Annotated in this window: 23 protein-coding genes; 6 read left to right on the top strand and 17 right to left on the bottom strand. The window is 67.4% G+C overall.

Going from position 1 to position 23,986, the window contains the following annotated elements; translation table 11 throughout:
* Window positions 1-63: 63 nt before the first annotated feature.
* From HCT51_RS15320 to HCT51_RS15305, 4 genes are all read right to left on the bottom strand, one after another.
* Complete coding sequence (locus HCT51_RS15320; protein ID WP_166875538.1) at window positions 64-858, bottom strand: IclR family transcriptional regulator; 795 nt, start codon at window positions 856-858, stop codon at window positions 64-66.
* 23 nt (window positions 859-881) lie between these two features.
* Window positions 882-2,075 carry a 4-hydroxybenzoate 3-monooxygenase gene (locus HCT51_RS15315; RefSeq protein ID WP_166875542.1) on the bottom strand — a complete coding sequence of 398 codons (1,194 nt, stop codon included), beginning with the start codon at window positions 2,073-2,075 and terminating at the stop codon, window positions 882-884.
* Window positions 2,076-2,152: 77 nt separating this feature from the next.
* Window positions 2,153-2,920: an IclR family transcriptional regulator gene (locus tag HCT51_RS15310; RefSeq protein WP_166875545.1), complete on the bottom strand. Its 768-nt coding sequence runs from the start codon at window positions 2,918-2,920 to the stop codon at window positions 2,153-2,155.
* 92 nt (window positions 2,921-3,012) lie between these two features.
* Complete coding sequence (locus HCT51_RS15305; protein WP_166875548.1) at window positions 3,013-4,425, bottom strand: coiled-coil domain-containing protein; 1,413 nt, start codon at window positions 4,423-4,425, stop codon at window positions 3,013-3,015.
* A 121-nt stretch (window positions 4,426-4,546) separates the two neighbouring features.
* Here HCT51_RS15305 and HCT51_RS15300 point away from each other — a divergent pair, with 121 nt between their 5' ends.
* Window positions 4,547-5,116 (top strand): DapH/DapD/GlmU-related protein, encoded by a 570-nt coding sequence (locus HCT51_RS15300; protein WP_166875551.1) that lies wholly within the window; start codon window positions 4,547-4,549, stop codon window positions 5,114-5,116.
* 91 nt (window positions 5,117-5,207) lie between these two features.
* Here the strand turns inward: HCT51_RS15300 and HCT51_RS15295 are convergent, their stop codons facing one another.
* The 3 genes from HCT51_RS15295 to HCT51_RS15285 all read right to left on the bottom strand — a co-directional run bounded on the left by HCT51_RS15295 (window position 5,208) and on the right by HCT51_RS15285 (window position 8,021).
* A complete protein-coding gene (locus tag HCT51_RS15295) occupies window positions 5,208-5,600 on the bottom strand; it encodes a RidA family protein (protein WP_166875823.1) in 393 nt (130 codons plus the stop codon).
* Window positions 5,601-5,683: 83 nt separating this feature from the next.
* The gene (locus tag HCT51_RS15290; RefSeq protein ID WP_166875554.1) at window positions 5,684-7,129 is read right to left on the bottom strand and encodes a DUF2079 domain-containing protein; all 1,446 of its coding nucleotides are present in this window, start codon (window positions 7,127-7,129) and stop codon (window positions 5,684-5,686) included.
* Between the two features lie 319 nt (window positions 7,130-7,448).
* Window positions 7,449-8,021, bottom strand: coding sequence for a GNAT family N-acetyltransferase (locus tag HCT51_RS15285; protein ID WP_166875557.1), 573 nt, complete (start codon window positions 8,019-8,021; stop codon window positions 7,449-7,451).
* Between the two features lie 469 nt (window positions 8,022-8,490).
* Here HCT51_RS15285 and HCT51_RS15280 point away from each other — a divergent pair, with 469 nt between their 5' ends.
* From HCT51_RS15280 to HCT51_RS15270, 3 genes are read left to right on the top strand one after another with little or no spacing between them, the layout of a single operon-like run.
* Window positions 8,491-9,042 carry a CarD family transcriptional regulator gene (locus HCT51_RS15280; RefSeq protein WP_166875560.1) on the top strand — a complete coding sequence of 184 codons (552 nt, stop codon included), beginning with the start codon at window positions 8,491-8,493 and terminating at the stop codon, window positions 9,040-9,042.
* A 45-nt stretch (window positions 9,043-9,087) separates the two neighbouring features.
* The gene (locus HCT51_RS15275; protein ID WP_166875563.1) at window positions 9,088-9,378 is read left to right on the top strand and encodes a hypothetical protein; all 291 of its coding nucleotides are present in this window, start codon (window positions 9,088-9,090) and stop codon (window positions 9,376-9,378) included.
* 53 nt (window positions 9,379-9,431) lie between these two features.
* Window positions 9,432-10,556, top strand: coding sequence for a zinc-binding dehydrogenase (locus HCT51_RS15270; protein WP_166875566.1), 1,125 nt, complete (start codon window positions 9,432-9,434; stop codon window positions 10,554-10,556).
* Here the strand turns inward: HCT51_RS15270 and HCT51_RS15265 are convergent.
* Both HCT51_RS15265 and HCT51_RS15260 read right to left on the bottom strand, forming a co-directional pair.
* Window positions 10,540-11,382 (bottom strand): EI24 domain-containing protein, encoded by an 843-nt coding sequence (locus HCT51_RS15265; RefSeq protein ID WP_224760529.1) that lies wholly within the window; start codon window positions 11,380-11,382, stop codon window positions 10,540-10,542. The two genes, HCT51_RS15270 and HCT51_RS15265, sit on opposite strands and share 17 nt — an antisense overlap.
* Before the next feature lie 81 nt (window positions 11,383-11,463).
* The gene (locus HCT51_RS15260) at window positions 11,464-12,345 is read right to left on the bottom strand and encodes an LLM class F420-dependent oxidoreductase (protein WP_166875569.1); all 882 of its coding nucleotides are present in this window, start codon (window positions 12,343-12,345) and stop codon (window positions 11,464-11,466) included.
* 127 nt (window positions 12,346-12,472) lie between these two features.
* Between HCT51_RS15260 and HCT51_RS15255 the strand changes: the two genes are divergently transcribed.
* Both HCT51_RS15255 and HCT51_RS15250 read left to right on the top strand, forming a co-directional pair.
* Complete coding sequence (locus HCT51_RS15255) at window positions 12,473-12,832, top strand: nuclear transport factor 2 family protein (protein WP_166875573.1); 360 nt, start codon at window positions 12,473-12,475, stop codon at window positions 12,830-12,832.
* A gap of 248 nt (window positions 12,833-13,080) precedes the next feature.
* Window positions 13,081-14,529, top strand: coding sequence for a glyceraldehyde-3-phosphate dehydrogenase (locus HCT51_RS15250; protein WP_166875577.1), 1,449 nt, complete (start codon window positions 13,081-13,083; stop codon window positions 14,527-14,529).
* 62 nt (window positions 14,530-14,591) lie between these two features.
* Here the strand turns inward: HCT51_RS15250 and HCT51_RS15245 are convergent, their stop codons facing one another.
* Genes HCT51_RS15245 through HCT51_RS15210 form a run of 8 tightly spaced genes read right to left on the bottom strand, consistent with a single transcriptional unit; the run spans window position 14,592 to window position 23,916 of the window.
* Entirely contained in the window at window positions 14,592-15,464 is an 873-nt protein-coding gene (locus HCT51_RS15245; RefSeq protein WP_166875580.1) for an amidohydrolase family protein, read from the bottom strand.
* On the bottom strand, window positions 15,461-16,807 hold the full coding sequence (locus tag HCT51_RS15240; RefSeq protein WP_166875583.1) for a phenylacetate--CoA ligase family protein: 1,347 nt from the start codon (window positions 16,805-16,807) through the stop codon (window positions 15,461-15,463). Before HCT51_RS15240 ends, HCT51_RS15245 begins: the two co-directional genes overlap by 4 nt.
* The gene (locus tag HCT51_RS15235; RefSeq protein ID WP_166875586.1) at window positions 16,797-17,894 is read right to left on the bottom strand and encodes a PEP/pyruvate-binding domain-containing protein; all 1,098 of its coding nucleotides are present in this window, start codon (window positions 17,892-17,894) and stop codon (window positions 16,797-16,799) included. The genes HCT51_RS15240 and HCT51_RS15235 overlap by 11 nt, the downstream gene beginning before the upstream one ends.
* Window positions 17,891-19,726 (bottom strand): PEP-utilizing enzyme, encoded by a 1,836-nt coding sequence (locus tag HCT51_RS15230; RefSeq protein ID WP_166875589.1) that lies wholly within the window; start codon window positions 19,724-19,726, stop codon window positions 17,891-17,893. Before HCT51_RS15230 ends, HCT51_RS15235 begins: the two co-directional genes overlap by 4 nt.
* A gap of 12 nt (window positions 19,727-19,738) precedes the next feature.
* Entirely contained in the window at window positions 19,739-20,599 is an 861-nt protein-coding gene (locus HCT51_RS15225) for an HAD-IIA family hydrolase (RefSeq protein ID WP_166875592.1), read from the bottom strand.
* Window positions 20,596-22,056: a pyruvate/oxaloacetate carboxyltransferase gene (locus tag HCT51_RS15220; RefSeq protein WP_166875595.1), complete on the bottom strand. Its 1,461-nt coding sequence runs from the start codon at window positions 22,054-22,056 to the stop codon at window positions 20,596-20,598. Before HCT51_RS15220 ends, HCT51_RS15225 begins: the two co-directional genes overlap by 4 nt.
* Entirely contained in the window at window positions 22,049-23,404 is a 1,356-nt protein-coding gene (locus HCT51_RS15215) for an acetyl-CoA carboxylase biotin carboxylase subunit (protein ID WP_166875599.1), read from the bottom strand. Before HCT51_RS15215 ends, HCT51_RS15220 begins: the two co-directional genes overlap by 8 nt.
* Window positions 23,401-23,916 carry an acetyl-CoA carboxylase biotin carboxyl carrier protein gene (locus HCT51_RS15210; RefSeq protein WP_224760528.1) on the bottom strand — a complete coding sequence of 172 codons (516 nt, stop codon included), beginning with the start codon at window positions 23,914-23,916 and terminating at the stop codon, window positions 23,401-23,403. Before HCT51_RS15210 ends, HCT51_RS15215 begins: the two co-directional genes overlap by 4 nt.
* Between the last annotated feature and the right edge of the window lie 70 nt (window positions 23,917-23,986).

Raw genomic sequence — 23,986 nt, 5'->3', positions numbered from 1 at the left:
CACCGAGGCGCGCGAGGCCTGCCAACACTTCCGTCCAGCGGAAGTGATTTTAGTGTGATGGCATCAATCGCGGAGGGCGGAGCCGCGTGCGAGGAACGCCTCAAGGGGGATGTGGGCGGTGGCGCGCTCGATCTGTGCGGAGACCCCGCGCAGGGTGGGCAAATGGCGGACCATCGTCGCCGCCTGTGTCGACAGCATGACCAGGCCGAGCCCGGCACCGACGCGTCCGGAGTGGAACACCGGCACGGCGATCGAACAGGAGCCCAGCCGTACCTCCTCCAGCGTTGTCGCGTACCCCTGCTCCCGGATCTGTGCGAGCTCCTCGGCGAGGAGACGCGGTTCGACGTGCGTGTGCGCCGTGCGATGCTCCAGCCCGCGATCGAGGTACGCGCTTCGCACCCATTCCTCCTCAAACGCGAGGATCACCTTGCCGACGGCGGTCGCATGCATCGGCAGCCGCCCGCCTACGCGCGACGCCCGGGGAACGCGCTTTGATCCGTACACCCGGTCGATGTACAGCACCTCGTTGCCTTCCCGCACGGCAAGGTGCGCCGTTTCGCCGGTGAGCGAGAACAGATCCTGGATGAACGGACGCGCCGTCTCCCGGAGCGGACGCCAGGCATTCTGAGCCAGCTCCCACAGGCGGATGCCGAGTTGATAGCGACCCTGCGCTCCGCGGAAGAGCAAGCCCCACTCGGTGAGTTCGGTGACCAGTCGATGGGCGGTGCTCAGCGGCATGCCCGAGCTCTCGGCGATCTCGGTGAGGGTAAGCGCGCCGCGCGACTGCTCGAACGCCTCGAGAATGGCCAGGACCTTCGTGGTCACCGTTCGTCCGGGCTCGCTGTTCCCGCCTGCCATCGGGGTCCTCTCCTGCGTCGTGATTAGAGCGCCGACTCGCCACCCACAAATGGCCACCCGGTGTATGCCTCTGCCAGGTACTGGCGGCCCGCCCGAGAGGAGACTACCGACTCCAGCTCGCCGCGTCGTCGGCGTTCGTCAAACTCGGTCGCGCCGGGTGCAGCGTGCAGCATGCTTGTCATCCACCAGGAGAAGTGCTGCGCGCGCCAGATGCGCTTCGATGCCCGTTCGGGGAACTCGTCGAGCTGCGTAGTCGAGCCGGTGCGGTAGAACTCCTGAATGGCGCCATCCAGCAGGCGAACATCGGCAACCGCCAAGTTCAGCCCCTTCGCGCCGGTGGGTGGCACCGTGTGCGCCGCGTCGCCGACCAGGAACACGCGACCGTGGCGCAGCTGATGGGCGACGAAGCTGCGGAAGCGCAGCACGTCGCGCTGGAAGATCGGCCCTTCGATGAGGCCGCCGCCGACTCGCTCCTGCAGCGAGTCCCAGATCTCGGCGTCGCTCATGGATGTCGGATCCAGTTCCGGGTCGCACTGCAGGTACATTCGCTGCACCGTCTCACTGCGCTGGCTGATCAGGGCGAACCCGTGCTCCGAGGCGCTGTAGATCAGCTCCGGGGCGCTCGGCGGTGCTTCGCAGAGGATGCCGAACCAGGCGAACGGGTACTCGCGGAAGTAGCCGCCGGTCGATGACCCGGTCACCGCCTCGCGGGCGACGCTGCGCGATCCGTCGGCGCCGATCACGAAATCGGCGACGATCTCGAACGGCGCGCCATCCGCGTCGGTGCCGATGATCCGCGGGGCGTCGGTGTCGGCATCCGCAACCGCGCTCGCCGTGACCCCGAACCGGATGTCGCCGCCATCGCGCAGCCGGGTCGCGATCAGATCTTTTAGGACCTCATGCTGCGGGTAGAGCCAGACGGCCCGGCCAACCAGGTCGGCGAAGTCGATCCGGTGTCCCTCGCCGCCGAAGCGGAACTCGATGCCGTCGTGTCGGTGCCCGTCGGTGAGTACCCGATCGGATGCTCCGGTCTCGGCCAGGAGGTCGACGGTGCCGTTCTCGAGGATGCCGGCCCGGATGGTCTGCTCGACCTCCTCGCGGCTGCGGTTCTCGATCACGATGGAGTCGATGCCCGCGCGGTGCAACAGGTGCGAGAGCATCAAGCCGGCGGGTCCCGCGCCGATGATGCCGACCTGGGTGCGAACGGTGTTGGTCACGACGTCTCCTTTGACTGCGAACGGGCTGTTCTCGATATTCTCGGCTCACTCCTCGGCCCCGAGGCGCGCTTTCCTATTCAATGGGAAATGAAGTTGCTGTCCCTGATCGCCTGGGTGATCCCGGCTGCAGCCTGTTTGAGCACGCGCACCGTGGTTGGCTCCTGCTCGCTGCCCCGCGGCAGCACGACCGAGAGTGCGGCAACCACGCCTCCGAACGGATCCTTCACCGGCACCGCGATGCCGGTCGAGACCGATTCGATCGATCCGGGCGCGAAGGCGTAGCCGATTCTGCGGATCTCGTGCAGCTTGTCGCGGAGCAGTCGGGGGTCGGTGATCGTTTCCGCGGACACTGGTTTCAGCGGCGCGGCCAGGACCGCCTCTTGCAGCGCCGGATCCGAGTGGGCGAGCAACACGAGCCCCGATGAGGACGCGTGAATCGGCAGGCGCCCGGCGACCTTGGTGATGTTCGCCCCGGAGTCGCGATCGGACAGTCGCTCGATGAACAGCACCTCGTGCTCGTCGAGCACGGCGAGCTGGGTGTGCTCACGGATCTCCCGTTGCACGTCTGCCATGAACGGCATGGCCAGTTGCCGGAGCCCGAGCGCGCGTGAGCCGCGCGTGGTCAGCTCCCAGAGCTTGAGGCCGATGCGCACCGACCCCTGCTCCTCGCGTTCCAGGAGACCGGATGTCACCAGTTCGCCCACGATGCGGTGAGTGCTCGACACCGGGAGTCCGGTTCGTCGGGCGATCTCCGACGGGGTCTGGTTCGTTCGGGCGCCGTCGAAGGATTCGAGGATGCGCACGATGCGCTGAACCATCGAGTCGCCGGACTGGGAGTTCGCCATTCCAGAAGGGTCTCACGGGGTAGCTGCCCGGATGTGTCACGGACCCCCGAGGATGTCGCGAAGATCGTCTCGTTCTTTGCTGGCCCCGACTCTCAGCCGAAGAAGTCACCGAAGTCTCCGAGATCGCCCAGGCCGTCGAGCAGGCCGCCGATAGCAAGCCCTCCGAGGACGCCGCCGAGCACCTGCGATCCCGTCGAACCGTAGCCGGTGCGCGGGGAACCATACGAGCCGTGCCCGTATCCCTGCGCGCGCGAGAGATCGGCGCGAGCTATGGCTGCAGCTTCCGCACCCAGCCCAGCCGCGCGGCGGGCACGCGCAATGGCGGACTCAGGCTCGCGCTCTTCGGTGAGGCTGGCGAGTTCACGCTCAGCTTCGGCCAACCGGGTGCGCGCATCCGGACCGACCGGCACTTGGTAGTCGAGAACGAGGCCGCGCGCTGCCGCGATCTGCTGCTCGGCGTCATCGATCGCGGTGACAAGCTGCGCGCGCATCCGCTCTCGCCGATCTGCCTGCTGTGCGTGCTCGGCGACCGCGTCATCCAGCGCGGTATTCGCCTGACGCACAGCCGAGAGCGAACCGACCGGGTCGCGCAGCGAGTCGGAGGGCGGCAGGGCTCTGAGCGCGCCCTCGAGGTCTGCGATCGCCGGATCGATGCGTGCGCGGCGGGCGGATTCCGGAAGCTGCCTGGCAGCGACCAGTTCGGCATGCGATTCCGCGACCATCGCGGTCAGGGCGGCCTCGGCTTTGATTGCCTCGACTTCGAAACTGTCGATGGCGTCGAGGAGCGCTTGCGCCCGCCGGATGGACTCGACCGCGGCGTGCAGCGCGGCGGCCGCCTCCGCGTCGCGAGATCGGGTGAGCCGGGACTCGGCGACCTGAGTGCTCCGCTCGGCGAACTCGAGCAATCGCTCGGCTTGAACGGGGTTCGCCGTGATCGGGTCGAGCGCGGCGTCCGAGTACCGCTCGGCGAGCTGGGCTAATGCGTTCCGGCTGGGCGGCAAAGACTGCCGGATGCGCTCGATCTCGCCCCGCACCCGCTGGATGTCCGATGGCGCCTTGTGCGCCGCGGCCCGGCGGGCGGCGAAGGCTGCGGACTGCTCCGTGAGTGATGACTCCGCCGACTGGCAGAGAGCGACGATGCGCTCGTTCCACTCTCGCCGCTGGTCGACAGTGTCTGGCACGTGGTCGCTGAGGCGCTGGTTCAGCTGGAATGCCTCGCTCAGCCGCTGGCGAGCACGGTGGAGCGCCGCACGGAACTCGGTCGTCGCAGCGTCCCCGAACTCGGCAACGGCGAAGCCGAGCTCATCGTCAACCAGGCGGATGCGCTCGTCGGCTCGCACGAGCGATGACCCTGCACGCTGTTCCAACTCGGCCAGGTGCGCAGCGATCTTGCGCTCGTTCTCCAACCGTCGACGCTTCGTCCGCGTCCGGATCACGACGACGATAGAAACGACCCCGATGGTCAGCACCGCCACGGCGGCTACGAACATCAGGACCAAATCCATAGTGCGATCCTAGAGCGGCAGGTGCAAAGGAGGGCCGACGACATCCGCGACATTAGGCTGTGCTACAGCTCAGAACCTCGACTCACGCAGCCAGATACGCGAGACGCAATGAAAGGCCACCATGGAACTCGACGATCTCCTCGAGTCGCTGAACGCAGGCCAGACCATCACGGGGGACTCGCCGTTGCATAAAGTCATGCACCAGGTCAGCCAGGATGCCCTGCGCATCACCGGCGAGCTCAACGGCGGATACCAGGAACCGGCGCGGGTGCGGGAGCTGCTGGCTCAGCTGATCGGCAAGCCAGTTGACGAATCTGTGACAGTTTTCCCACCCTTCTACTCCGACTTCGGCAAGAACATCACCCTCGGGGAGCGGATCTTCATCAATTCAGGGTGCAAGTTCCAGGATCAAGGCGGTGTCGTCATTGGGGATGACTGCCTAATCGGGCACAACACGGTGATGGCCACGCTCAACCACGACCTCATGCCGAGCCGCCGCGCGGACATGCATCCGGCCCCCATCGTCATCGGCCGCAATGTGTGGATCGGTGCTAATGTGACCGTTCTGCCGGGCGTGACGATCGGCGATAACGCTGTCGTGGCGGCTGCGTCCGTGGTCACGAAGGACGTACCGGAAAACACCGTTGTTGTGGGCTCGCCTGCACGAGTGGTGCGCTCACTGGCCAACTGAGCCAGACCCGACATCACCGCTCCACGAGGATGCGTCTTCGTCGCTGTAGAGCTTCGCGCCCGGCCGGAAAATGACGCCCCCGAATTCCAGGTCACTGCTCCGGAATCGCGGCCACCGCGTCGATCTCGACGAGCGCACCCGGTCGTGCCGGGGTGACGGCAAGCACGGTGACGGCGGTGCGGTGCTCACCCCATACCGAGCGCGTCGCGGCGTAGGCCGCCCCGGGGTCGATCCCGGCGGCGAGATAGATCGTCAACTTGGCAACATGCTCGGGGCCAGTTCCGGCGGCAGCCAGCACGGCGAGCACGTTGCGCATGGCTTGTTCCGTCTGCGCTTCGAGTCCGTCGAGCAGAGCGCCGGTACTGTCCGTGCCGTTCTGCCCGCCGACGTAAAGCATCGGCCCGGCGGGAACGAGCATGCCTTGCGCGAAGGCGGGGTTCTGATGCAGCTGCGGAGGGTCTACCGGAGTGGGTTGACGGGTCATGGTGGTGTCCATCCTTCAGTCCTTCAGGTGCTCCCGAGTATCCCGCCGGCATCCGAGATTCCACCACCCCCCGACGAGGCGATCTAGTCGGCGCCGTCCTCGCTGCGGCATGCGAGTTCATAACCGCTGTCGCGGTAGGTGAGCGCATAGGTCGTGCCCGGATGCAGTCGCTCGGCGATGGCGAGCACGTCCCCCCACTCGCCGGGCGTCCCGCCTGCGACGGGATCGATGAGGATGCAGTCGGGGGTGGGGTTCGTGTTGCCGATCCAGTACACGTCGTGGTCGTCGACGAGGTAGCTCATCAGACCGACATCCGTCTCGACGCTCGCTCCGGCAGGCACCGCGTCGAGCACGCTGGTCGCGGCGGCCGCACGGTCGGGTGCCGCCCACGAGGCGGGGGAGAGGATGGTGCCGAGCGGCAAACCGGGTTGCAGCAGCAGAGCGGACGTGATCGCGATGACGGCGCCGTGCCCGCTGTACTGCCGCAGCCACGCCCAGCGGCTGCCGCGACCGCGCTCAATTGCGTCAAGGAGCGCGACGAACGCGATCGGCATCAGCACAGCGCTGTAGTGCCAGTCGGGACCCCAATAGCCGTGATTGGTGGACAGAAACCGCCACGCGAGAGTCGGTATCAGCACGAGCGTGATCGGGGAGCGCACGATCAGACCGCCGGTGATGACCGCGAGCAGTAGCAGGGTCTCCGCTTTGGCCGGGTCGAACAGGGCGGCCAGGTCGGAGAGCACTGCGCCGGGGTTGGCCTTGTCGGCGTAGGCCCAGGCGCCGTTCGGATTCAAGGCGGGGAGGATGACGAGCGTGGCGAGGGCGAACCAGCCGAACCCCCAGGCGGCCAGCCACAGTCCGAGGGGTTTGCGAGCTTGGAACGCGATGAGCACGCCGATCGCCACGACCGTGAGCCCGAGGTCCTCCTTGACGAACACGAGCGGGGCCGCCCAGAGCGCGGCGGCCCGCCACCGCTTCTCGAGGACCGCCGTTAGGCTGGCGGTGAGCAGCGGCACGGCGACGGCGATTTCGTGGAACTGCGCCTCCGCGGCGTACTGCAGCCCCCAGCTGAGCCCGAACGCCAGACCGAGCAGAACACCGACGGCCGGCCCGATCCTGCGCTGCGCGGCACGCGTGAAAATCCCCGCGGCCACGGCGAAGCACACGGCTTGGATCACCAGCAGGCTGAAAGCGTGCGGGAAGATCGCGTAGATCGGCGCGAGCAGTGCCAGCAGCGGGTGGAAGTGGTCGCCGAGAAGATTGAACCCGTCGCCCTTGACGGTCACAATTGGAGGTTGCAGGGCCGCGTACCGGCTGAGCAGCTGGGCGAAGATGCTGAGGTCCCAGGACTTCACCGTGAACTGCGACCACTGCCACGCCGCGAACACGATGTACGACGCGGCGACGGTGACGGTCACCGCGGCGATGCCCGCCCACTCGCGATAGCGATCCGGGATGGCCAGGGTGCGCCAGCGGGATCGCGGGAGGGGTGGCTGTTCCTCGTCTTGACGCTCGGCAACCGTCGTCATCCCGTGGGCCGCCGTTCCATCTGCACACCCGATGATCGCATGAGCGGCAGCCGAGGCGGCGGATCATCAGGTCGTCGGAGCGGCCGGTTATCCACAACCTTGCCGTGGCGGGGCTGTCAACAGGCGCGCGACATCCGCTCCATCCATGGCGAACGAGTGTTCTATGCGAAACTCGCTGATCAATCGCCTGATTCGAATTACACGCGTGTCATTCAATGCGAATGCAGGGCCGGCCGCTCTACACAGGCGGGACGAGGTCATACCCAAGTTGTGCACAGGGTTGTCCACAGCTCGAAATCCAAGTGTCGCCCGGCGCCTGTCAGCGCAGGTCGAGCCGCATGAGCACGCGCGGGAACCCATTGAGCACCGAATCGGTGTCGGCGGCCTTGACGAAACCGGCTTGTTCGAAGAGCGAGCGCGTACCCACATAGGCCATGGTGAGATCGATCTTCTTGCCCTGGTTATCGAGCGGATAGCCCTCGATGGCGGGGGCGCCATGCTCACGGGCGAACTCGACCGCGCCGCGCAGCAGGTGATGCGAGATTCCCTGGCCTCGATGCCCGGGCCGCACCCGAATGCACCACACCGACCACACATCGAGATCGTCGACGTGCGGGATCCGGCGATTGGTCGCGAAACCGGTGTCGGCGCGCGGATGCACGCCCGCCCACCCGACGACCTCGTCGCCGTCGTACGCGAGGACTCCGGGCGGCGGATGCTGCCCGACGAGTTGATGCACAAGATCGCCCCGCGCCGGGCCGCGCAATTCCAGGTTCTGCTTCGAGGGGATGCGGTAGCTCAGGCACCAGCACACGTTCGCGTCGGGCCGCTTCGGTCCAATCATCGCCTTCACGTCGTCGAACCGCGTCGCCGGCCGAACCTCGATCGCCATGCTCCTACCCTGACACCGACATCCGACACGGACAAGGCAAGGGGAAGACAGAGGGCTTCACCCCCAACAGATGCGCAACCCGAATGCTCAGCTCCTGGGGGTGAAGCAGGCCCCACCCGCATGCGACCCGAACGCAGCGGATGTGTGCCCGACGCCGTTACCCCCCTTTCGGGGGAGGCGCTGGTGGTCAGCCTATAGGTATGACATATACAAATCTAGGGTTCGCGGGCAAAGCTCATCTGGCACCGTAACCGAGAACATGTCGCCTCTGCGTGAGACAATGGAAGCCTGCCAAGCTCGCGAGCACGAGCGCTTCCGCCCATGCGGTTGTGAGCATGTTCGCGCGCCCGCCGTGGGCCCGCCGACTCTGTCGGTCGGGCGGCGGGACGACCGTCTAGGTGTGATGACCCCGTGTCCATCCGGCCGTTGATTTCGAGTGTGGCGCTCACGCGCACCCCGGGAATCTCACATGCACTTTGCAACTGGTCAGACCATCGTTCACCCCCACCACGGACCGGCAACGATCCGTGCCATCACGCATCGCACGGTGCGCAGCGTCGACAGGTCATACCTGGTGCTCGACGTCGAGAACTCGAACCTCACCATCAGTGTGCCGGTCGACAACGCCGGCCTTGTGGGGCTGCGCGACATGCTGAGCAGCGCCGAGATCGAAGCGCTGTTCGACGTTCTGCGTGACGCCGACGCCGTCGAGGAGACCCGCTGGTCGCGCCGGATCAAGGAGAACCGCGAGAAGCTGAGCTCCGGCGACATCCTGAACGGCGCCGCGGTCGTGCGCGACCTGTCTCGGCGGATGACGGGCAAGGGCCTGTCGCCGGCCGAGAAGGAGATGCTCCGCGACGCCAAGCGGCCGCTGCTGACCGAGGTCGCGCTCGCGCTCGGGATCAGCACCGATGAAGCGAATGCCGTGCTCGATTCCGTGCTGACCGCGGACTCCGCGAAGCCGAACCAGCAGCTGCTGCGCGAGATCCAGGCGGGCGCGCAGCAGTCGCTCGCCAGCTGACCGGCTGAGCCGCCTGCCCCCTGCCGTGTCGGTTAGGGTCAGCAGGTGGCTGAGATCGAGATACCCGCACGGCTCGCGTCGGCGCTCCGCACCATGCTCGCGCGGGCAGACGCCGACCCGGCAGGCCGCGACTCGGCCGACCACTGGCGCCGTGCCCGCGACCGCTGGGTCGACGTCGTTGATCCGATGAACCGGATGCTGGCGCCCGAGCAGGCCGTCGAGCTGCTGACTTTCCTTGCCGACTCGGTGCCGTCGGCCGAATCGCGGATGTCGCGAGTCGAGTGGCATGCGGCCGTCGACGATATCGCGCCTCAGCTGATCGGACTGAGCGGCTGATCGGCCACGAACCAGACCGTCGGTAAGCTGCTGTCGCCGCCGATAGGAGATCAATGAAGATTCGTGGAGCCGTGCTCACCGCCGCCGGCGCCGAACAACCGTACGCCACCTCGCAGCCGCTGGGCATCCACGAGTTGCACATCGACGACCCGCGACCGAGTGAAGTGCTGGTTAGGGTCGAGGCCGCGGGCGTCTGCCACTCCGACCTCTCCGTGGTCAACGGCGATAGGGTTCGCCCGCTGCCGATGCTGCTCGGGCACGAGGCCGCCGGCGTCGTGGAAGCGGTCGGCTCCGAGGTCAGCGATCTGAAGCCCGGCGACCATGTCGTCATGGCCTATGTGCCCTCCTGTGGCGAGTGCCCGTTCTGCCTCGCCGACCAGCCCGCGCTCTGCACGCCCGGCGCGGCGGCCAACGGCGCCGGCGAGCTGCTGGCCGGTGGGCGACGCCTGTCGGATGCCGCGGGCCAGCCGGTCAACCATCACCTGGGTGTCTCCGGCTTCAGCGATTACGCGGTGATCGATCGCTCCTCGCTGGTGCGCGTCGACGACGACATCCCGTTCGACGTGGCGGCGCTGTTCGGCTGCGCCATGTCCACCGGCTTCGGCGCGGTCACCCGCACCGCCGGCGTGCAGGCCGGCGACACCGTGGTGGTGATCGGTCTCGGCGGGGTCGGGCTGTCGGCCGTGATGGCGGCCGCCGCGGTCGGGGCATCCGTCATTGTCGCGGTCGACCCTGTGGAGCAGAAGCGCGAACGCGCCCGAGAGATGGGCGCCACCCACATTGCGACTCCGGATGACGCGGCCCAGATGGTCGCCGACGTGACCGGCGGCGCGCGCTGGGTGTTCGAGGCCGTCGGCTCGGCCGCGGTGCTGGCGCAGGCAGTGGCGCTCACCGGCCGCGGTGGCACCACCGTGGCGATCGGCCTGCCCCACCCGTCGGCCACCCTCACCATTCCCGCGCTGCCGATCGTGGCAGAGAGCAAGACCATCACCGGCTCGTACATGGGCTCGACCCGGCCGCAGATCGACATCCCGGCAATGATCGACCTCTGGCGCGACGGCAACCTGCCGGTCGAACGGCTGATCAGCGGCTACCGTCCGCTGCACGAGATCAACGAGGCCCTCGACGAACTCGCCAGCGGCGCGGCGATCCGCCAGATCATCACCCCGCAGCGGTAGGAGTAGTCGTCGCGGGGTTCTCCAACGCGCTTCGGCTGAGCAGGGTCGCACCGGCGACCGCCGCCGGCATCACCACCACCGCAGCCAGCGGGACAAGGAACAGTAGATAGGTGGCGACGCCGAAGCCGAGCGCGGTCGAGCGGCGAGCTCCGAGCATCCGTCGCCGGTCGCGCAGCGACAGCCCCCGTGCGTCGAACGCGAAGCCGGTGAGTTCCAACGTTAGGAACCAGCCGCCGAGGGACGCCGCGAGCACCGGCACCACGGTCTGACCGACGACCGGAATGAAGCCCAACACGAACAGCCCGATGCCCACCGTGGCGGTGAGCAGCAGCAGGCGCAGTCCGTTGCCGATGCCGCGCGACATCGACGTCCAGAACGACTCGTCCGGGTCGGCGGGTGGTTCGCCGAGACGCTGCTCGACCTTCCGCCAGATCCGCTCGTAGAACGGGTCGCCGACGGTCAGCGTGATCGCCACGAACGTGTACACCAGCACAAGGCCGGTGAATCCGAACAGTGCGCCGCCGGCGGCGATCCGCGTGCCCAGACGCCACGGTTCGTCCCAGCCCTCGGCGAACGGGGTGAGCCACACCGCGATGCCGTCGATGTTGACCGCGAGCAGCACGATCAGCGCGGCGTAAACGGCTCCGACGATGAGGGCGGGGATCGCGCCGAGCAGCATCAGCTTCGGCGAAGTGACCCACATGCCGAGCCCACGCCCAAGCAACGCTATGCCGGAGAAGAACCCGCGCACCGTCTTCGAGGTGGCAGCCGTCGCGACGGCGTCGCGCAGTCGCCTGGTTTCGGCCACGCGCGTAGTCTCATCCACGGTCTTCAGCGTACTTGTCCGCGGTTTACCTGTGACGACGGAGCGACCCCCCCTCACCGGCTCCGGCCCACAGGCGAGAGCTCAGACGCGCTCCGCAGACGTCAGCTCAAGTTGCTCGGCCAGCGCCCGGTAGGCATCCGATTCGTCGTCGGGCGCCGCAATGACCTGCACCGCCACGTGATCCGCACCGGCATCCAAGTGCTCCAGAAGCCGAGACGCTGCGACCTCAGCAGGCCCGTGCGCCGCCAGGCCGTCGATCAACGCGTCGCTGCCGACATCCCGCATGCTCTCCTCGTCGAACCCGAAGCGCTCGAAATTGCGGCGGTAGTTTGTCAGCTTGAGGTACGGCGCGATCGTCTGCCGAGCCAGCTCCCGCCCGAGGTCGGGGTCCGCTTCAATCACGATGCGCTGCTCCGGCACCAGTAGCGGCTCGGCACCGATGATCTCGCGGGCTTCCCTGGTGTGTCCGGGAGTTGTCAGGTACGGATGCGCGCCGAGCGACCGGTCGGCGGCGAGCTGCAGCATGCGCGGGCCGAGGGCTGCCAGCATCCGTGATTCGGATGGCACGTCCTGCCGATCGAGCACGTCGAGGTATTGCAGCATTGCCTCGTACGGCCGCCCGGCCAGCGGGTTGTCGCGCTCCGGATGGCCACCGCCGATGCCGAGGATGAACCGGCCAGGGTGCGCGGCGGCCACCCGGTGGAACGACTCGGCCACCTGCTCGGCATCTGCGCGCCAGATGTTGATGATGCCCGTGGCGATCACCAGCGTTGAGGTTTCGGAGAGCATCCGCTCGACCTCCACCAGATCGCCAGCGGGCGACCCGCCCAGCCAGAGGGCGCCGAAGCCCAGCCGCTCAACCTGCTGCACGAACGAGGTGTCGCACTTTGAGTGAGTGCGCCAGATTCCGAACGAGCCGATTTGCTGCTTGAGGCTGTCTCGTTGGGCGGTGCTGACGTTCATGCGGATGACCTCTCTGTCGGTTCGCGCCTGCCGTTTCGTGGCGGCGGTGTGCGCGGTCGAAGCCTAATCCACACACATGTTCCGCAGAGGGGTGCCGCCGCCAGCGGTTCGAGAGTAAAACGGAGGCATGGCAGACACCGTCACCGCGTGGGTCGAAGGATATCGCCGGGCGTGGGAATCCAATGAGCCGGACGACATCCGCGCCATCTTCACCGAGGATGCCGAGTACCGCACCGACCCGTGGCTGGATCCCTGGCGCGGGCACGACGAGATCGTGTCGAACTGGCTCGAGCGCCGCGATGAATCGGGGGCCGCGACCTTCGATTGGTCGCCGCTGTCGGTCACCACGGATGTCGCGATCGTTCAGGGCGTCACGAACTACAAGGACGGCCGCACCTACAGCAACCTGTGGGTGATCCGGCTGGCCGACGACGGCAGGGCGCGCGAGTTCACCGAGTGGTGGATGGACCAGAGTAAGCATTCCTGAGTCGCCTCGCGCCGCGGCTCGCGAAGTCTGGCGTTTGGTCCTTCGGCGCGGTCGGGAACGACCGAATGCCAGATCTCAGTCGGCAACCTGGCCGGCCAGCCGCAGACCGGGGCCGTCCTCGCGAACCGCTCGAAAGAGTCGCGAAATTTAACGCAGGGCACCGATCTGCCGAGGTTTCGCGCGCTACTGGCGCATCAGAAGTGGCGACTCTTGTCAGGATGGAAGTACCACCTGACCCAAAGGAAGTCATGAACAACGCCTCCGACACCGCTCTGAAACACTGGATGACTCGGGAGGCGATCGCTGAACGCATGATTCCGCTGATCGGTGCGCTGTACCGAGAGCGCGGCGTGGTGGTGTCGATCCACGGGCGGCGGCTGATTCACAAGTCGGCCATCGGGATCCTCAAGGCGCACCGCTACGCGCGGCAGCTCGACAACACCGAGCTTGCCGTACAGGAGACCCTGCCCCTGATCGAGGCGCTGTCCGAGCTTGACCTTGGCGCGGCATCCGTTGACCTGGCCAAGCTGGTGACCCGCTACAAGGAGATCGGCGAGGGCCGCGGCCTGGACGACTTCCTGCGCACCGAACTCTCCGACGTGCTCGGCGGCGGCGAGGCGGAGGAGGGTCGGGATGTCGTGCTGTACGGCTTTGGGCGCATCGGCCGCCTGCTCGCCCGGATTCTCATCGCGCACGACGGCAACGGCCAGGGCCTGCGGCTGCGTGCCATCGTGGTGCGCAGAGGCGGCGAGAAAGACCTGATCAAGCGGGCGAGCCTGCTGCGCCGCGACTCGGTGCACGGCCCGTTCGAGGGCACCATCACGGTCGACACCGAAAACAACACGATCCTCGCCAACGGCACCCTGATCCAGGTGATCTACTCCGACAACCCCACGACCGTCGACTACACCGCTTACGGCATCGACGACGCGATCGTCGTCGATAATACCGGCCGCTGGCGCGACCGGGACGGGCTGTCGCAGCACCTGCAGGCGAAGGGCGTCTCCAAGGTTCTGCTCACCGCCCCGGGCAAGGGCGACCTGAAGAACATCGTGCACGGCATCAACCACGACGTGATCGGCGACGACGACCTCATCCTCTCCGCGGCATCCTGCACCACCAACGCCATCACCCCAGTGCTGAAGGCGATCAACGACGAATACGGCATCGAGCACGGCCACGTCGAGACGGTGCACTCGTTCACCAACGACCAGAACCTCACCGACAACTTCCACAACGGCGACCGCCGCGGCCGCGCCGCCGCGCTGAACATGGTGATCACTGAGACCGGGGCCGCCAGCGCTGTCGCCAAGGCGCTGCCCGAGCTTGCGGGCAAGCTGACCGGCAACGCCATCCGGGTGCCCACGCCGAACGTGTCGATGGCCATCCTCAACCTCACCCTGGACCGCGCTGCCACCAAGGATGACGTCAACGCCTACCTGCGCGGACTCTCGCTGAACTCAGCGCTGCGCCAGCAGATCGACTACATCGACTCGCCCGAGGTCGTCTCCAGCGACTTCGTCGGGTCCCGCCGCGCCGGCATCGTCGATGGGCTTGCCACGATCTCGAACGGCCGCAACCTGGTGCTCTACGTCTGGTACGACAACGAGTTCGGCTACAGCTGCCAGGTGGTTCGCGTGATCGAGCAGATCGCCGGCAGCCACCCGCAGGTGTTCCCGGCGCGCGAGTCGGCGTAGGGGAGCCGCAGCGGCCAGCCGCTAACCTCACCTGGGAACGTGCCGCGGCCTGACCCGGGCCGCTAGTCGAGCCTGAGCAGACGCACCGCGTTCTGCTTCATGATCAGCGGCCGCACCTCGGGTTTGATCTCGAGCTTGTCGAAGTCGGCAATCCAGCGGTCGGGCGTGAGCAGCGGATAGTCCGACCCGAAGAGCACCCGATCCTTCAGGAGGCTGTTCGCATACTGCACGAGGTTGGGTGGGAAGTACTTCGGTGACCACCCCGACAGGTCGATGTATACGTTCGGGTTCTTCGCCGCCACAGCGAGCGCTTCATCCTGCCAAGGGAAGGACGGATGCGCCATCACGATGCGCAGATCCGGAAAGTCCACCGCGACGTCGTCGATATGGAGAGGATTGGAATACTTCAGCCGCAGTCCGCCAGCCCCGTGCAGCCCGGAGCCGACACCGCTTTGTCCGGTGTGGAAGATGATCGGCACGTTCAACTGCTCGATTTGCTCGTAGAACGGATACACGCTCCGCTCGTTCGGGAAAAACGCCTGCAGGTTCGGATGCAGTTTGAAGCCGCGGATGCCGCGTTCCGTCACCAACCGTCGGGCCTCATCCACTGCGGCACTACCCTTGGCGGGGTCGATGCTGCCGAACGGAATGAGCACATCGGAGTGTTGCGCGGCGCCGTCGGCGATCTCATCGTTCGAGATGGCGCGTTGGCCGGTTACGGACTCCGAGTCGACAGTGAAGACGACGGCGGCCATCTTTCGCTCGCGGTAGAAGGCAGCGATATCCGCCAGCTTGGGAATGCCTCCCGAGGACTGGAAGTGCGCTTGCGCGCCCTCCATCAGGTGGTCGGGCAGCGATGCATGGCCATGGTCGTCCATGTCGATGTGCACGTGTATGTCGATCGCCTCGAGGGCGTTGATGTCAACCGTCGTCATTGCTCCCCCACGTAGGTGAGTGCGTTCTTGTATGCGCCCACCGGGATCGTGCCGGGTTGCAGCGCTTCGGGGCTGACCCGCACGCGAAGCTGCTGTCGCACCTGCTCCGCAATGGTGGCCAGCAATCTGTCCCGTTCGGCCGCAGGCATGGCGTCGCTGACCTCGATCTCCAGCGGAATCGGGTCATCGAACCGCACCTGAGCGGCGGTCTCCTTGCGAATGCGCATTGCTCCTGTCAGTCGTCCTTCACTGGCGCCCAGAACGACCTCGCGGATCGCCGAGGGGAACACGTTCATCGCCTTGTAGATGAGCATGTCGTCGGTGCGGCCGATGCAGCGCACGGTCGGCGAGGTACGCCCGCAGGCGCAGTCCATCCCGGTGACCTCCATATGGTCCCGCGAGCGGAACCGCACCACGGGCGACGCCTCGCGCAGGAGGGTCGTGTACACCGCCTCACCGGTCGCTCCCGAGTCCCATGGCACGTGCTCCCCGCTGTCCGGGTCGATCAGCTCGACCAGCACACTCGGCGCGGCCGTGAAGTGCATGCCCTGGCCCACCGGGCACTCCGCCCACATCGCCGGCAGCACGTCGCCGAGCCCCATGATCTCGCTCACGCGGGTGGCCCCCCACGCGGCCGCGACCTTCTCGCGGATCTCGGGCACGCCGAGCCCGGGCTCGCCGCCGCCGATGATTGTGCGCACCGAGAGTTCGGTGGCTGGCCTGCCGAGCTCTTCGGCGATCCGATCGGCGAAGAAGGTCGCGTACGAGGCCGTGCCGACGAAGACATCGACGCCCAGTCGCTCGAGAATCGTCGCGGTGCGCGGCACAGTTTGTCCGCCGACCCAGGCGAGCGTTCCGCCGGCTTCCCGAATGGCATCGGCGTAGGCGATGCCACCCGCAACCATGGGCATGCCGGTGGTCAACGCCACGATGCTCGGGCGGCGCACCCCGGCGGTGAAGAAGGCATTGCCGATACTGAACTTCCAGCGCGCCCAGTCGCCCTCGGTCAGGCCGAAGAACACTGGGGTGCCGGTCGTCCCGGAGGACGCGATGATCTGCACCAGCTCACCAGTGGGTGCGGCCTGCAGGCTGCCGAGTGGCGTGCCACTCGTGGTCTCAGCCTGGCTCGCCCGCAGGTCGTCCTTGGTGGTGAACGGGATGCTGGCAAGGCTCTCCAGGGATGCCGCGCCCGCGACATCCGCCCGCTTCAGGTGTTCCCGCCACCCGTCCGACGCCGACGACAGCCGCCGGATGAGGCCGGGAAGCTGTTGCGCCTGCGCGGCTTGGGTGTCTGCCCATGGCCGGGTGTCGTTCTCGGCGTCCCAGAGTGCGTCAGCGGGCATGGCCCACCTCCCCCAGGACGAGGTCGCGTCTGCCAGCCGACCCGGGCTTGCCGAGCCCGAACACGCTCGCGGCGACCTGGTCGATCAGCGGCAACGCGGCGGCCGCCGCCCGCTTGCGCGTGGACCACACGGTCTCGGGGCGACACTGCAGCAGGATGATGTTCGCCCCGTCTGGCAATTCCCGATCGATCGCGAACTCGATGTCCTGCGGAACGCCCTGCTGCTTCTCCAGCGTCTTCCCGAGCCGCGCCAGCTCGAGCACCTCGCTGTCGGACAGGCAGAGCACTGCCCGTCGGGATTCCTCGACCGGGGTCGACCGCTGGCCGTCGAGGTACTCGATTCTCTTGTCGCCAGGGATGCGCTCGAGGATGTTGAGACTTACCTTGTCCACCGCGTAGCGGTCGGGGGTGACCTCGCCGCCGACGACGGCCAGCCCGATTCCCCAGCTGGCCTCGACCACGATCCGCGAGCGGTCGCCGGTGGCCGGGCTGAGGGTGAACATGACCCCGGCCGCGCGCGCCTTGACGGTTTTCTGCACGACCACCGCCATCGACACCGCGAGCGGAGAGAAGCCCCGGTCGTGCGCGTAGGCCATGGCGTGCGCGGTGAATCCGCTCGCCCAGCACAGCTTGACGTGCTCGATGACCTGCTCGGCGCCGACCATGCCGACGTATGTTTCATACTCGCCGGCGAAGCTCGAGTCTGGGGTGTCCTCCGCGGTCGCCGAGGAGCGAACCGCGACCGAGAGCTCTGGCACCCCGATCCGCTCCGCGAGTCCGCGGTAGCCGGCGGCGATGTCCTCCGCGATGGCCGGGGGAACCGGCGTTTCGGCGAAGACCGCCGCGATCGTCTGCTCGGCCTCGGCCAGGCTGTCTTGCGAGTGCCAGTCGATCCCCTCGACCACGCTTTCGATGTGAGCGTTCAGTTGTGTCTGTTCGAGAAAATCGCGGTGCACCCGGGTGGACACCGTCAGCCATGGGGCGACGGGGATGCCGCCCGCGGTCATTCTGGCAAGCCCGATGGCCTTGCCGCCCACCAGGCTCAGGTCCGACGCCTCCGGGGCCGTGGAATCGGTGAGGATTGTCATGCTGCCTTCTCTGCTTCACCGATGATGGTCACCGTGCCGTCGTCGCCGTTGACCCTGATCCGTTGACCCGTCGCGATGCGGGTGGTCGCGAAGCCGGTGCCGACCACGGCGGTCAACCCGTATTCGCGGCAGACGATCGCGGCGTGGCACATCATGCCGCCGATGTCGGTCACTACCGCGGATGCCACCGAGAACGCCGCACCCCACGACGGGGCGGTGATCGGCGCGACGAGAATCTCGCCCGGTTGCAACTGCGGCAGGTCTTTTTCGGTCAGGATGACGCGGGCGACGCCCTCGACGACTCCGGGGGATGCCGCGGCTCCTGCGAGTGCGCCCTCGCCGCCGCCGGTCTGGCCGAGCCAGCCGCGGATGCGCTCGGTCGTGACGCCGTAGTTCATGATCGCGAACGGATCAGTGATCTCGTCCGGCGGGGTTGCGAGGGCGGGAGCGGCCGGCTGCGTGCGCAGCGCGGTCATAATGTCCCGTCGCGCGGCGACCTCGGCCCGCCACTTCTGCACGCCGCGGGCGGGAACGCCGATCACGTGTGACGCGACCACGTCGGACAGCACCTCGTCCAGTTCGAACCGGTTCAGCAGGTACATGTCTTCCACGTCCTCGAAAAAGCCGGCCTCGACCAGGCGTGCGGCCAGTTCGCGGAGCTTCTGGAAGAACACCGAATGGGTCCAGTGCTCGACGTAGATGTTGTGTTCCTCGATGAACGGGAACACCGTGCGCGCGAGTTGCAGCATGCCGTCGAACTGCGCCGCCTCGTCGTCGGACAGCAGGCCGCGGTACTCGGCGACGATCTCGTCGCGCTCGGCACGCAGCTTCGCGACATCCCGCGCAATGTTCTCACCGCCCTGCAGCATCTGGATGTAGCGGGCGATGCCCGCGAACGGGATGGACGGGTTCGACAGCCAGGTGTCCTGGTCGTGCAGGAAGCCGTACTCGGCGAAATAGTTGAACCATGGGTCTTTCGCGGTCTCGAGCGCGTCGATCCACGCCCGGCCGTGCTCAGTGTCGCGCAGCGCGGCGACGATCGCCGCCGGGTCATCGCGACGGGTCACGATGTCGTCGACGCCGAGTTCGACGGCCTTGCGCGCTAGCCCGCGCAGCTCGTCATCTGGGCGGAATGCGAGCACGTCGACACCGGCGACCATTCGCGCAACCGCCTGGTCGGAGATTTCGGGGAAGAACTGCTTACAGGTTTGGAAGAAGGTGATGTAGCCGCCGTAGCCCAGGTTGAGGAACTCGAAGTGGTGCTGCCAGGCGACGAAGAAGTCGTCGATGAGCTGGTGGTAGCCGGCGATCAGGTCCCAGGCGGTGGACCGGCCGCGGGCTTCGGTGACGACCTCGATCGGCTCGTACTCGGCGAGGGCCGGGAAGTCGATGGCCCGCATCGTGTCGACGACGGCGCTCATCTTCGCCTTCCACTTCTCGTACAGCTCCTCCCAGTTTGCGAAGTAGTAGCCTGCGCGCTCCTGGAAGTGGACGAGCCGTTCATTGATCAAGTCGGGGTCGGTGATGCCTGTGGGCGAGATGTACACGTATCCGTTGACGACCCGCATGTCCAGGCCGAGGGAGGTGGGCAGCGCGAAGATGCGGGCGCTGTTCTGGCCAGCGCCGAGGTAGACCGCTTCGGCGCCGATGCTGTCGAGCGGGTACACCGCGCGCGACCAGTGCATGGTGTCGGCGAACCAGAGGCGGGCGTCTTCGAGCCGCTCACCCTCCGGCTGCGAGGTGAGGAAGTACGGATACATCCGCTCCCACCCCTCGGCCCCGGCGGGCGGCTGGAACTCACGGAAGAACGGGAAACGGTCGGAAGCGGACATCGTGGTGCTCCTTCACAGATAGGGGGATAGCAGGGTGTTGATGTGGCGAACGCTGTCGGCCACGAGGTGCGGGCGCAGCTCGGGGCCGAGTCCCGCGACGTCGCTGTCGCGGGTGGCACCGGTCAGCACCAGGAGCCCGAAGGCGTCCATTTCTTGCGCCAGTCGGAGTTCCGCCGGAGCGTCTCCCACCACCGCCAGAGTCTTGTTGGCGCCGCCGAGTTGGCGGCGCAGGGTTTCGGCGAGCGCGGGCGACGGCTTGCCGAGCACGGTCGGCTGCACCCCGGTCACCCAGGTGATGGCGTGCGCGATCGCGGCCGACACGCAGACCGAACGGCCCTGACCGCCGTGAAACCACGGCGTGTTCACGGTGACGTACAGCGGGCTGCCACGATCGGCGACGGCCAGGCAGGCGGCGTTCAGATCCTGGGTGCTGTAGTGATCGTCGGCGCCGACCACGACGACATCCGCCTCGTCCGACGGGTCGGTGACCACCTCGAGGCCCAGCTCGCGGATCGGCTCCAGCAGCCCGCTTTCACCGAGCACCAAGATGCGCCCGTCCGGGTGGTGGTCGGCCAGATACAGCGCGGCCGCGCTGCCGGCGGTCAGGAATTCGTCGTCGTGGATGTCGAAGCCGAGGCCGCGCAGGTGCTGGGCGTACTCGCGCGGCGACTTCTGCGAGGCGTTCGTGCAGACCCGGATCGAGCGGCCAGAGTCCCGCAGCGCCGAGACGAACTCGATCGCGCCGGGGATTGCCACGCCGCCTGCCCCGCCGGCGCGGCTCGTGCTGACGAGGCATCCGTCGACGTCCAACACCCAGCCGGTCGCCTCGGCCAGCCGTTCCAGCTCGATGGGGGCAGTCGTCGAGTCGGTCACGAGCCGGTTCCTCTCTGCACCGTGACGGTGCTGGTCGAACTCGTCACGCTGAACGAGCGAACGTCGGGCGCGCCATTGAGCCCGGCGAGCAGGGTGCGCAGCGAGCCTCCGGGCGGGCTGTCGCGCCGCTCGACCATGGCGTCCATCTGCTGGCCCGGCATGAGCGCCCGCAGCAGCAGGTCTTCATCGCTGATGCCGATCCCGAAGCGCTGACGCAGTTCCGCGAGGCTCGGCGGCTCTGGCGGGTTCTCCCGCTCGCGGGCCCGGTGCGAACTGCTCGCGCGGTCGAGCAGGTCCTGGTTCACCGGGCCAGGCATCTCGCCGAACTCGCCAAGCAGAAGGTCGATGATCTCGTCGGACAGTCGGGCGTAGCGCTCACCCGTCATCACGTTCATGGTCGCCTGCGTGACGATGTACTGGGCGAACGGGGTGACCACGATCGGCCAGCCGAGGTCTTCACGCACGTGCACCGCCTCATCGAGCACGGCCGGGAACAGGGCCTCCTGACCGATCTCGACAAGTTGCCGATGCAGGGTAGAGAGCACTCCGCCGGGGATGTTGTGCCGGTAGTACACCTCGTCGTATTCGGCGGGCACCCCGGTGGGCAAGCGGTGCAGCCGGGCGAACCGGCTGAGCACCGCGGAGGCTTCGGCCATCGCCTCGACGTCGACGTTCACGGTGTGGCCGCGGGCCGCGAGGTTCTCGACCAAGCGGAGCGCATTGGTGTGCGACGCGCCGTTTGCGAGTGGCGGCAGTGCGGTGTGCAGGATCGACATGCCCTGGTCTGCCCCTTCGAGCAGGGTGAGCGGCGCCAGCCCGGTGTTGCAGTGCGAGTGCAGTTCGTTCAGGGTCTTGTTGCGCAGGCGGGCGTTCAGCCGCGGCACCATGTCGGCCACCCGCTGCGGGGTGAGCAGCCCGGCCGGGTCTTTCAGATAGAGGCCGTCGACGGCCTCGGTGTCATCGAGCTGTGCGATCTTGTCGAGGTAGTAGTCATCGGTGTGCACCGGGCTGATGCTGTAGCAAATGCCGCCGATCACCTCGTCGAAACCGATACGCTTCGCCATCTCGGCGGTGCGGATGGTGTCGGCCATGTTGTGCATCGGATCGATCACCCAGAGCCGGGTGATCCCGTTGCGCCGCAGCAGGTCGAAGGCCAGTTCGAACAGGTTGTCGGGCGTGCGGGTGAAGCTGATGAAGCGCTTGCCGGTGGTGAGGAAGCCGAGCGTGGTGTCGGGCATCGCGGCGTGCGCGTCGCGCACTCGCTGCCAGGGGTCTTCGGTGTGGTAGCGCACCGCGGTGGCGAACATCGTGCTCGTCATCAGCTCAACCGCGTGGTATCCGACGCGGCCGAGCGCCGGCGCGACATCCGAGACGAGCTTGTTGGTCACGCCGGTTGCGCCCCAGAGGCTCTGGTTGCCGTCGCGCAGTGACACATCGACCAGACGGATGTCAGCCATGGACGGCCTCCTTGAGCATGCCTTCCAACCAGTGCGTGGTCACCGTGTTGGCCGTGAAATCCGGATGCGCGGTGATCGCCTGCAGCAGCGGCAAATTGGTGCGCGGCCCGGCGATCTCGAACCGGTCCAGCGCCCGCTGCACCTGCTCCACGGCGGCGGCGCGATCCGCGCCGAACGCGATCAGCTTGCCCATCAGCGCGTCGTAGTACGGCGGGAACAGGTACCCCTCGTAGATGTGGGAGTCGACCCGGATGCCGCCGGTGGCGGGTGGCCGCCAGCGAGTCACGCGTCCGGGTGACGGCTGGAAATCGGCATCCGGATCCTGCGCGGTGATGCGGCATTCGATGGCGTGACCGGACACGGTGACGTCGGCCTGTTCGAAGGAGAGCGGCTCGCCGAAGGCGATGAGCAGCTGTTCGCGCACCAGGTCCACGCCGGTGACGGCCTCGGTGACCGGATGCTCGACCTGCACCCGCGGGTTGACCTCGAGGAAGCTGAGCCGCTCGCGGTCGACGTCGTAGAGGAACTCCACGGTGCCGAGGCTGACGTAGTCGAGCGCGTCGGCGATGCGCAGCGCGGACTCGTGCAGCAGTCGCCGGTTCTCGGCGGACAGGGCGGCGCAGGGTGCCTCTTCGATCACTTTCTGGTAGCGGCGCTGCACCGAGCATTCGCGCTCGCCGAGGTGCACTCGATGCCCGTGCGCATCGCCGAGGATCTGCACTTCGATGTGCTTCGCATCGCGGATGTAGCTCTCGAGGAAGACGGTGCCGTCGCCGAATGCTGACTCGGCCTCTGACGAGGCAACCGACCAGGCGTGTTCGAGTTCGTCGGCGGCCTCGACCAGCTTCATGCCGCGCCCGCCTCCGCCGTGCGCTGCCTTGATCAGCACCGGGTAGCCGATCTGCTCGGCGAGCGCATTTGCCTCGGCGAGGGTGTCGGCCTCGCCGCCGTGGGCAAGCGGAACGCCCAACGATGCCGCGAGCTCACGGGCTCGCAGTTTGTCGCCGAGCGCCTCGAGTTGTTCGGCCGTCGGCCCGATAAAGATGATGCCGTTCTCGGCGCAGAGCCTGGCGAGTTCGGGCTGCTCGGAGAGGAATCCGTAGCCGGGGTGCAGGGCGGTGCATCCGGTGGCGATGGCGGCGTGCACGACGGTGGGGATGGAGAGGTAGCTGTCGGTCGAGCGCGCCGGACCGATCACCACGGTCCGGTCCGCGCGGCGGGCGCCGAGCGTGTCGGTGTCGGCGGCCGAGGCGCCGAGCACCGTTTCCACCCCGAGGCGCGCGCAGGCGTCGAGGATTCGCACCGCGATCTCACCGCGGTTGGCGACGAAGACGCGGTGACCGGTCATGCGGCGGCGTCCGCCCGGATGCTGAACAGAGGCTGCCCGTGCTCGACCAGTTGCCCGTCGGTGACGTGGATGGCGGTGACGATCCCGGCGGTGCCGGCGTGCACGGTGTTCATCAGCTTCATGACCTCGACGATGCAGAGCGACGACTCTGGGGCGACCGTGGCGCCGACCTCGACGAAGCGTGCCTCACCGGGCTTGGGCGCCAGGTACACCGTGCCGAGTAGGGGAGCGGCGACCACGATGTCGTCCTCGGTGGGTGCGGCCCCGACGCGACTCGGCGCGGCCGACGCCGGGGCGGCAGCCGGGGCAGTAGCCGGGACGGGCGGGTCACTCACAACGGCCGCGGGTGCGCTGGCTGAGGCGGGGGAGGACGCCGGCATAGCGGGAACATCGCCGCCGCCGCGCCGCACCTCGATGCGCACATCGCCCTTCTCGTACAAGAAGTGGGTGAAGTCAGTGTTCTCCAGCGTCTCGACGAAAATCGCGAGTTCCTCGAAATCGATGTCCATCATCCTCCTTGATGACATGCCGCTCGTTTGGGTTCACTGTGGGCGCGCAGAACGGAATTGGCAATAGCATTCT

Source organism: Salinibacterium sp. ZJ450, from assembly GCF_011751885.2.
Classification (GTDB): domain Bacteria; phylum Actinomycetota; class Actinomycetes; order Actinomycetales; family Microbacteriaceae; genus Ruicaihuangia.
The sequence above is the reverse complement of the archived record's forward strand: the minus strand, read 5'-3'. Positions and strand labels throughout refer to the sequence as shown.

Coding starts and splice junctions, on each gene's coding strand:
- HCT51_RS15320 (WP_166875538.1), bottom strand. CDS start 858: ATGGCAGGCGGGAACAGCGAGCCCGGACGAACGGTGACCACGAAGGTC.
- HCT51_RS15310 (WP_166875545.1), bottom strand. CDS start 2,920: ATGGCGAACTCCCAGTCCGGCGACTCGATGGTTCAGCGCATCGTGCGC.
- HCT51_RS15305 (WP_166875548.1), bottom strand. CDS start 4,425: ATGGATTTGGTCCTGATGTTCGTAGCCGCCGTGGCGGTGCTGACCATC.
- HCT51_RS15300 (WP_166875551.1), top strand. CDS start 4,547: ATGGAACTCGACGATCTCCTCGAGTCGCTGAACGCAGGCCAGACCATC.
- HCT51_RS15295 (WP_166875823.1), bottom strand. CDS start 5,600: ATGACCCGTCAACCCACTCCGGTAGACCCTCCGCAGCTGCATCAGAAC.
- HCT51_RS15290 (WP_166875554.1), bottom strand. CDS start 7,129: ATGACGACGGTTGCCGAGCGTCAAGACGAGGAACAGCCACCCCTCCCG.
- HCT51_RS15285 (WP_166875557.1), bottom strand. CDS start 8,021: ATGGCGATCGAGGTTCGGCCGGCGACGCGGTTCGACGACGTGAAGGCG.
- HCT51_RS15280 (WP_166875560.1), top strand. CDS start 8,491: ATGCACTTTGCAACTGGTCAGACCATCGTTCACCCCCACCACGGACCG.
- HCT51_RS15270 (WP_166875566.1), top strand. CDS start 9,432: ATGAAGATTCGTGGAGCCGTGCTCACCGCCGCCGGCGCCGAACAACCG.
- HCT51_RS15260 (WP_166875569.1), bottom strand. CDS start 12,345: ATGAACGTCAGCACCGCCCAACGAGACAGCCTCAAGCAGCAAATCGGC.
- HCT51_RS15255 (WP_166875573.1), top strand. CDS start 12,473: ATGGCAGACACCGTCACCGCGTGGGTCGAAGGATATCGCCGGGCGTGG.
- HCT51_RS15250 (WP_166875577.1), top strand. CDS start 13,081: ATGAACAACGCCTCCGACACCGCTCTGAAACACTGGATGACTCGGGAG.
- HCT51_RS15245 (WP_166875580.1), bottom strand. CDS start 15,464: ATGACGACGGTTGACATCAACGCCCTCGAGGCGATCGACATACACGTG.
- HCT51_RS15240 (WP_166875583.1), bottom strand. CDS start 16,807: ATGCCCGCTGACGCACTCTGGGACGCCGAGAACGACACCCGGCCATGG.
- HCT51_RS15235 (WP_166875586.1), bottom strand. CDS start 17,894: ATGACAATCCTCACCGATTCCACGGCCCCGGAGGCGTCGGACCTGAGC.
- HCT51_RS15230 (WP_166875589.1), bottom strand. CDS start 19,726: ATGTCCGCTTCCGACCGTTTCCCGTTCTTCCGTGAGTTCCAGCCGCCC.
- HCT51_RS15220 (WP_166875595.1), bottom strand. CDS start 22,056: ATGGCTGACATCCGTCTGGTCGATGTGTCACTGCGCGACGGCAACCAG.
- HCT51_RS15215 (WP_166875599.1), bottom strand. CDS start 23,404: ATGACCGGTCACCGCGTCTTCGTCGCCAACCGCGGTGAGATCGCGGTG.
- HCT51_RS15210 (WP_224760528.1), bottom strand. CDS start 23,916: ATGATGGACATCGATTTCGAGGAACTCGCGATTTTCGTCGAGACGCTG.